Origin of the sequence: Dietzia sp. 179-F 9C3 NHS (assembly GCF_045369825.1) — a bacterium.
In the GTDB taxonomy this organism is placed as follows: Bacteria; Actinomycetota; Actinomycetes; order Mycobacteriales; family Mycobacteriaceae; genus Dietzia.
In genome coordinates this window covers 208,094-215,265 of sequence record NZ_JBIQES010000008.1, presented here as the reverse complement: position 1 = coordinate 215,265, position 7,172 = coordinate 208,094, and the positions used below count along the sequence as shown (strand labels likewise).

Annotated in this window: 7 protein-coding genes and 1 pseudogene; 3 read left to right on the top strand and 5 right to left on the bottom strand. The window is 65.4% G+C overall.

Annotation, left to right across the window (positions count from 1 at the left end):
* Positions 1 to 400 (bottom strand): annotated as a pseudogene (locus ACH0BZ_RS11870) (IS1634 family transposase); the annotation flags it as partial.
* Between the two features lie 106 nt (positions 401 to 506).
* Positions 507 to 818 (bottom strand): hypothetical protein, encoded by a 312-nt coding sequence (locus tag ACH0BZ_RS11865; RefSeq protein WP_406898577.1) that lies wholly within the window; start codon positions 816 to 818, stop codon positions 507 to 509.
* A 126-nt stretch (positions 819 to 944) separates the two neighbouring features.
* Here ACH0BZ_RS11865 and ACH0BZ_RS11860 point away from each other — a divergent pair, with 126 nt between their 5' ends.
* Genes ACH0BZ_RS11860 through ACH0BZ_RS11850 form a run of 3 tightly spaced genes read left to right on the top strand, consistent with a single transcriptional unit; the run spans position 945 to position 2,894 of the window.
* Positions 945 to 1,310, top strand: coding sequence for a hypothetical protein (locus ACH0BZ_RS11860; protein WP_406898576.1), 366 nt, complete (start codon positions 945 to 947; stop codon positions 1,308 to 1,310).
* Positions 1,292 to 1,834: an AMP-binding protein gene (locus ACH0BZ_RS11855; RefSeq protein ID WP_406898575.1), complete on the top strand. Its 543-nt coding sequence runs from the start codon at positions 1,292 to 1,294 to the stop codon at positions 1,832 to 1,834. Before ACH0BZ_RS11860 ends, ACH0BZ_RS11855 begins: the two co-directional genes overlap by 19 nt.
* Before the next feature lie 25 nt (positions 1,835 to 1,859).
* Positions 1,860 to 2,894, top strand: coding sequence for an aspartate-semialdehyde dehydrogenase (locus tag ACH0BZ_RS11850; protein WP_406898574.1), 1,035 nt, complete (start codon positions 1,860 to 1,862; stop codon positions 2,892 to 2,894).
* Positions 2,895 to 3,035: 141 nt separating this feature from the next.
* On the opposite strand, the gene ACH0BZ_RS11845 is transcribed toward ACH0BZ_RS11850, so the two are convergent.
* From ACH0BZ_RS11845 to ACH0BZ_RS11835, 3 genes are all read right to left on the bottom strand, one after another.
* Positions 3,036 to 6,080 (bottom strand): DUF3427 domain-containing protein, encoded by a 3,045-nt coding sequence (locus ACH0BZ_RS11845; RefSeq protein ID WP_406898572.1) that lies wholly within the window; start codon positions 6,078 to 6,080, stop codon positions 3,036 to 3,038.
* Entirely contained in the window at positions 6,077 to 6,472 is a 396-nt protein-coding gene (locus ACH0BZ_RS11840) for a (deoxy)nucleoside triphosphate pyrophosphohydrolase (RefSeq protein ID WP_406898571.1), read from the bottom strand. The genes ACH0BZ_RS11845 and ACH0BZ_RS11840 overlap by 4 nt, the downstream gene beginning before the upstream one ends.
* Before the next feature lie 68 nt (positions 6,473 to 6,540).
* Positions 6,541 to 7,092 (bottom strand): CAP domain-containing protein, encoded by a 552-nt coding sequence (locus ACH0BZ_RS11835; protein WP_406898570.1) that lies wholly within the window; start codon positions 7,090 to 7,092, stop codon positions 6,541 to 6,543.
* Between the last annotated feature and the right edge of the window lie 80 nt (positions 7,093 to 7,172).

The following is a 7,172-nucleotide window of genomic DNA, read 5'->3' as shown; positions in this document are numbered from 1 at the left end:
GGGCGCCGATGTCCTCGAGGACCTCGATGGTCTCGAGTTTGCTGGTCGGCAGTACTAGCCGTGCGCACACCAGCGACCGGAAGGTCTCATCGCCCAGACGCTCGAAACCGAGATGGTCGTAGGTGCTGGTCAGTGTCGTCCACAGCACTTCGCTGCTGTACTTGGTCACGACCGCGTCCCCTCTGGTCCTGACCTGCTCTGGGCCCTGCAGGCCTAGGTCGAGCCGCTCCTGCCCGGCATGGATCTTGCCCCGCGCCACCGCGATCAACGCCGCCAGCTCGCCGTCGGTGTGCGCGGACCCGATGTGCTCGAGAATCCGCCGCTGGCCCCGAACCTTCTCCACAATCTGCACGGCCGTGGCCCCGGAGGCAGTCTTCACCTTGCGCACGTACGGGCTCACCACACCAAAATACCGCTCGGCTTAGTGCCCCGAAATCAGCCCCCAAAATCCCCTGACCAGCACCTACCAACCCGCAGAAGCCGAAAACGGATTCAAGAGGTCCAACTCAGGCCAGACGCTCGAAACCGAGATGGTCGTAGGTGCTGGTCAGTGTCGTCCACAGCACTTCGCTGCTGTACTTGGTCACGACCGCGTCCCCTCTGGTCCTGACCTGCTCTGGGCCCTGCAGGCCTAGGTCGAGCCGCTCCTGCCCGGCATGGATCTTGCCCCGCGCCACCGCGATCAACGCCGCCAGCTCGCCGTCGGTGTGCGCGGACCCGATGTGCTCGAGAATCCGCCGCTGGCCCCGAACCTTCTCCACAATCTGCACGGCCGTGGCCCCGGAGGCAGTCTTCACCTTGCGCACGTACGGGCTCACCACACCAAAATACCGCTCGGCTTAGTGCCCCGAAATCAGCCCCCAAAATCCCCTGACCAGCACCTACCAACCCGCAGAAGCCGAAAACGGATTCAAGAGGTCCAACTCAGGGCAGACGATGTCGCGGTGCTGGCAGCCGATCTGGCGTCGCGCAGGCGGGAGGGGGAGCGCGCGCTCGTGCTCACGGCCCCCGGCCTGCCCTTCCTCGTGTCGTTCCTGGCGGCGCTCCAGGCCGGGGTCGTGGCGGTGCCGGCCCCGTTGCCGGGCGACGTCAAGGGCCTGGCGCGGTTGGAGAAGATCGTCCGCGATGCCGGGGTCTCGGAAGTCCTCACGACGTCTGACCTGCTCGGGCTGGTCACCGACTGGCTCGACTCGGTGGAACTCGAGCCGAGGCCGGACGTGACCGCAGTGGATCTGATCGAGTCCGAGGGGGGCGCAGCGCCTGGCGCGCCGGACGCACCTTTGGAAACCTCGTGCACAACCTCGGGGTGATCGACCGCGCGTGCCGAACGGGTGAGTCGGGCACGGTCTGCCAGTGGCTCCCGCACTTCCACGACATGGGCCTGATCGGTGGGCTGCTGTATCCGCTCTACGCGGGTGCCCTGGGAGTGAACCTGTCTCCCGCGACGTTCCTCAAGCGCCCACACGTGTGGTTGCGGGCGATGAGCGAGTGGGGGGCGACGGGCACGGTGGCACCGAACTTCGCCTTCGAGATGTGTGCCCGCAGGGTGCGGTCCGAGCAGATGGAGGGGGTTGACCTGTCGCGGCTGTCGACGATCCTCAACGGTTCGGAGCCCGTCCGGGCCGAGACGCTGACGGCGTTCAACCACATGTTCGCCGCTTACGGTCTGCGCGAGACGCCGCTCGCGCCCTGCTACGGGCTGGCCGAATCGACGCTCATGGTCCGGACCGGCTGTGACGCACGACTCTCGACCGGATTGCCGCGGGCGGTAGCATGGGCGACTGCCGGCTGCTCGAGCACAGGGTGGAGATCCCGCCCGCGCGTGGCCGGGTGAAGACTTTCAGGAGTTGACCTCACACATGACCACTGTCGCCGTCGTCGGAGCCACGGGCCAGGTGGGGCGCGTGATGCGCACCCTGCTCGAGGAGCGGAACTTCCCGGCAGACAAGGTCCGTTTCTTTGCGTCCGCCCGCTCGGCCGGCACCACGCTGCCGTTCCGCGGCGAGGAGATCGTGGTCGAGGACACGGCCGCCACCAGCGACGAGGACCTCAAGGGCATCGACATCGCCCTGTTCTCGGCCGGTGGGACAATGTCCAAGGAGCAGGCTCCGCGCTTCGCGGCGGCGGGCGCCGTGGTCGTCGACAACTCCTCCGCCTGGCGTAAGGATCCCGACGTGCCGCTCGTGGTGTCCGAGGTGAACCCGGAGGCCGCGCAGAACCCGCCCAAGGGGATCATCGCCAACCCCAACTGCACGACCATGGCCGCGATGCCGGTGCTCAAGGTGCTGCACGACGCGGCCGGGCTGGAGCGGCTCGTGGTGTCCACCTATCAGGCCGTGTCCGGGTCCGGACTGGCCGGCGTGGACACGCTCAACGACCAGATCACCGGCAACGTCGGCGCGGGCCACGAGCTGGTGCACGACGGCTCGGTGCTGAAGGTCGACGAGACCGGCCCGTACGTGGCGCCGATCGCCTTCAACGTCCTTCCGATGGCCGGCTCGATCGTGGACGACGGTTCCGAGGAGACCGACGAGGAGCAGAAGCTGCGCAACGAGTCGCGCAAGATCCTCGGCATCCCCGAGCTGCGCGTGGCCGGCACCTGCGTGCGCGTGCCGGTGTTCACCGGCCACACGCTGAGCATCAACGCCGAGTTCGAGCGCGCCCTCACGCCCGAGCAGGCGCGGGAGCTGCTGCTCAACGCGCCCGGCGTGAAGGTTGTGGACGTGCCCACGCCGCTCGAGGCCGCCGGCATCGACGAGTCCCTGGTCGGCCGCATTCGCCAGGACCAGTCGATCGAGGGCGACAAGGGCCTCAACCTGGTGGTCTCTGGCGACAACTTGCGCAAGGGCGCGGCGCTCAACACCATCCAGATCGCGGAGTTGCTGGTCAAGTAGTTCGACCTCGCGGCGTGAGTGCTCGGCCCCGGCTCGCCTGGTGTGGGGTCGGGGCCGAGCACTCATCTTCTGGTAGAAGGTGACGACGATGAGGTTGACACTTGTTTGATGGGCGCCGCCATGTCATGCCATTAGCCGACGTCAATCGCTGCCGCCATGGGGTGGCATTGAGCGACGGAGCTTCCAGCGGATCTGGATTGGCCTGTCTCCGTGATGGGAAACGAGGTCAGCAGTTCCAAGAAGCGTGAACGCGGCAGTGCCGAGCTCATCTTCCGGAGCATTGCGTACGGCGAGCACTACGTCTGTCGAAGCAGGGTTTTGATTGAGGTAGCGCTTGCCGGTCGGGGATGCCTGGCTGGTAGTGGACTGGGATTCCCAATCAAAAAGCTCGGGCGAGACCGGGATGTCCCGATACATGGTGGTCGGGCTGAAATCCTTGGCGCTCTTGTGCAGATTGATGAGCAAAAGGTCAGCGTTCGATGCCTCGCACCACGCTACGCCTTCACGATGCTGGCCTGGTCGACGAACATTGCTTGTCCAGCCGAGCGCAGATAGGAGCTCTTCGCGCTGGTAGCGGGCGTGGGTGCGGAGCGGCAGCCCGGAAAGCGAGCCGATGAGCGGCTCGGGCACTGCGGCGATGTTGTCGAGCGCTGCTTCCATGAGCTGGACGATTTCGTTGAGGGCCCGCGGAAACGTCGAAAGGTGGCGCAGTGCGTCGTCATACGACTCTAGCTTTCCCTTGGGCATGAGGAAATCAACGAGCATGCGGGTCCACGGATCGTCGCCGTTGACCGGAGTTCCTCGCAGGAGTCCTTCTGCGACGCGGGTGTACGCGGCGATTCGCTCAGGGTCGTCCACCGTGCGAAGGCGGTGCATCTTGTTGAGTAAGGTTTGCTCTTCCCGAGGTGGGGCCTCCTGCTCAGAGGTCCGAAGAACGATATTCGTCCACGAGCGGTCCTTGCGGTACACCTCGTCGAGCGTGCGCCGAGACTCGTGCAGAAATTCCTTGAGCCTGGCTTCAATTCCGATTGCAGCGGCATCCCGGCACAGTGCACGAATGTCGGTCGCGGCGGTGGCGCGCTTGATGGCGTCGAGGACTTCCTTCTTAGTGACATCGTCCAGCACGATGCGCGAGGCCCCCGGGAGCGAGGGAAACTCGGAGGCAACTTCTTGTTCTAGCCGTCGGCGTGTGTGACCCGTCATCGCGGTGAATCGAGCGGAGAAGTCAAAGTCCGCACGATGGTGGCCCACAAAGTCGAGAACAGTGAGCAGGGCCTTTCCGGGTGAGCGGCGCAGGCCGCGGCCGAGCTGCTGGACGTAGATTGTGGGGCTCGCGGTGGGGCGCAGCATGAGGACGACGTCCACAGCGGGGATATCGATACCTTCGTTAAACACATCGACTGTGAAGATGCACTGGATATCACCCGCCTTGAGGGCATCAACATGGCGGCGTCGATCCTCCCGGGGCGTAGTGCCGATCACGACTGCTGATCTCACGCCATGCTTGGTGAACTGCGCAGTCATAAACTCCGCGTGCTCGACTGAGACACAGAATCCGAGAGCCTTCATTGTGCCGGGGTCAACGATCTTGTTCTGGAGCGCCTTCATAATGAGGTGCACTCGGGCGTGGTTGCCCGTATACAGCTCGGACAGCTGCGCTTGGTCGTAGTTCCCCTTCTGCCACGTTATGCCCCGGAGGTCAGTGTTGTCTGCGATGCCGTAATAGTGAAACGGGCAGAGAAGGTCCTGTTCCAGAGCGTCCCACAGGCGAAGTTCGTACGCGGCGCGGCTGTCGAAAAGCGATCGAACGTCGAAGCCGTCGTGACGCTCGGGCGTGGCCGTGAGTCCGAGGAATTCGCCAGCAGTGAGTTCGGCACTGACTCGGCGGTATCCCGCTGCGTGCGCGTGGTGGAACTCGTCAATCACCACGACATCCCACTCGAGGGGAAGCTCGTCCAAGGAGGCGCTCAAGGACTGAATGCTCGCAAATACGTGCTTCCAGCGGGTAGGGCGCTCACCATCGACAAAGAGCTCGCCGAAGTTGCCGTCGCCCAGAGCCTCGCGGTAGGTCCGAAGCGATTGAGCCAGGATTTCCTTGCGGTGAGCGATGAAGAGCAAGGTGGGGCGGTCAATCTGGTTGGCTGGGCACAGCCGGACGTAGTCGAGCGCAGCGACGACAGTTTTTCCCGTTCCCGTGGCCGCGACCAGCAAATTTCGGTGACGATCAAACACCGTACGTTCGGTGTCGAGGGCATTGAGCATAAGTTGCTGGTACGGGTACGGACGGACCTCGAGTCCCGATAGGGCAATGACAGAGCGCCCGCTCCCGCCTCCGCGTGCGTCAGTAAGCGCCTTGTGGATCCGATCTCCGTCGACGTCGGGGTGATAGGGCTCGAACTCCGCTTGATCCCAGTAAGAGTCGAAGACCTTGGTAAACTTGAGAATCTGTGACCGGTGCGCGACCGACGATAAGCGCACGTTCCACTCCAGTCCGTCGACAAGGGCGGATCGGGAGAGGTTAGAACTGCCGACGTAGGCGGTGTTGAAGCCGGAGTTACGGCGGAACAACCACGCCTTGGCATGGAGCCGAGTGGATGCCAGCTCGTAGCGGACCTTGAGCTCGGCCCCGAACTCGTTCACAAGTATGTCGAGTGCCTTGTGGTCGGTCGCTCCCATGTAGGTCGTGGTGATGACTCGCAACGGCACACCTCGCTCACGGAGTCCACGTAGCTGCGGTTCAAGTACGCGGATTCCGGGGAATTTAATGAACGCGCACAGAAGATCCACGGAATCCGCCGATTCCATCTCCAGCGCAAGTTCCGAACCGAGCGTGGGCTCGTCGCGAGCGTTCGTGAACAGGGCGCCGTCGGCAAGGGGAGTCGTCGGCCGACGAGGAAAAGGAGAGTCGGCGGGCCACACACTGTGGAGCAGCTGGGTCGTGGCCGCTGCGTCAAGATCGGGGCCCAGCATGGCGACGAGTTGCTCGACTGCGGCGAGATGTTCTTCTTCCGGGAGCGATTCGAGGAACCGCTCGACGGCGGTGCCGACGTGCCGGCCGATCACAGCGGGGAGCTGTGCCCGTGGGATCTGCTGAATGTCCGCAGTGCTCGTCGTCTGGGACAGGCGCGCCTGCAGCCGTGGAGTGACGACCGATTCGTAAAGCCCGTCAGGTAGGGGGGTCGTCATTGCGCACCTGCAACGAGGATCCGCACGGCAGGTAAGTCTGGTTCAGCCCAGTCCAACTGGTCGAGATCGGCTTGGGGTTGCCAGCGGATCTCGTCATGGTCGGTACTGGTGACAGGAGCCGCGGTGAGTGTTACCCAGTAGCAGGCGAGCTCGATATCGGTGCCGCCCACCCTCGTCGTCGACCTGTCGAGGAGCCCCCCGACGGCGGCCTCGACCCCGAGCTCCTCGTGGAGCTCGCGGGCCAGGGCCACCTCCGCGCTTTCCCCAGGCTCTACCTTCCCCCCGGGGAACTCCCACTTGCCGGGCGCTGTTTTGTGGGGTGCTCGGCGACACGCGAGCACTGTGCCATCTCGTACGGAGACAGCGGCGGCAACCACGAGGGCATCGGTCATGTGACCACTAGTACCTCGCACCTACGACGCTGTCTCCAAGTCCCGCATGTTCAGCGGACCCCGGGAACTCAGTACCCCGCGAACACCTGCGTCGCGTAGAGCTTGCCGTCGCCGGCCACGGCGACGCCCACGCCGAGGTCCGTGTGGTCCGGGCGCAGGAGGTTCACGGCGTGACCGGGGGAGGCCAGCCACTGGTCCACGAGCTGCTGCGGGGTGGCGTGCTCGTAGTCCTGCAGCACGTTCTCCGAGTAGTGGCGCCAGCCTCCGGGGATCTGGCCGCCCACGTCGGGGTTGTGGAACATGCGGTTCTGCGCGGCCTGCACGCCGCTCCAGTCGGTGGCCACGCGCGAGAGGTCGCCGTTGATCCGCAGGGGCGCCAGGCCCACGCGCTCGCGGGCGGCGTTGGTGGCCTGCTCGAGCTGGGCGCGGTACTCGGCGCCGGCCGCGTCCACGGCCGGCTCGCCGGCGGGCGCGGGGCCGGCGAGGCCGACCGTCAGGCCGGGAAGGTTGATCTGCGGCATCTGCGCGTTCGCGGCGGGCGCGGCGTTGAGCGCCAGCGCCATGGACGCGGCGGACACGAGCAGCAGGCCGTTGCGCAGGCTACGGAGGACTCGGGCCATGGTGCGATCCCTTTCGTGTGGCCGCCGATGACGGCGGGCCGCCCGGGCGGGCGGGTGTCGAAAGGCCCCGTGGGGGCGAG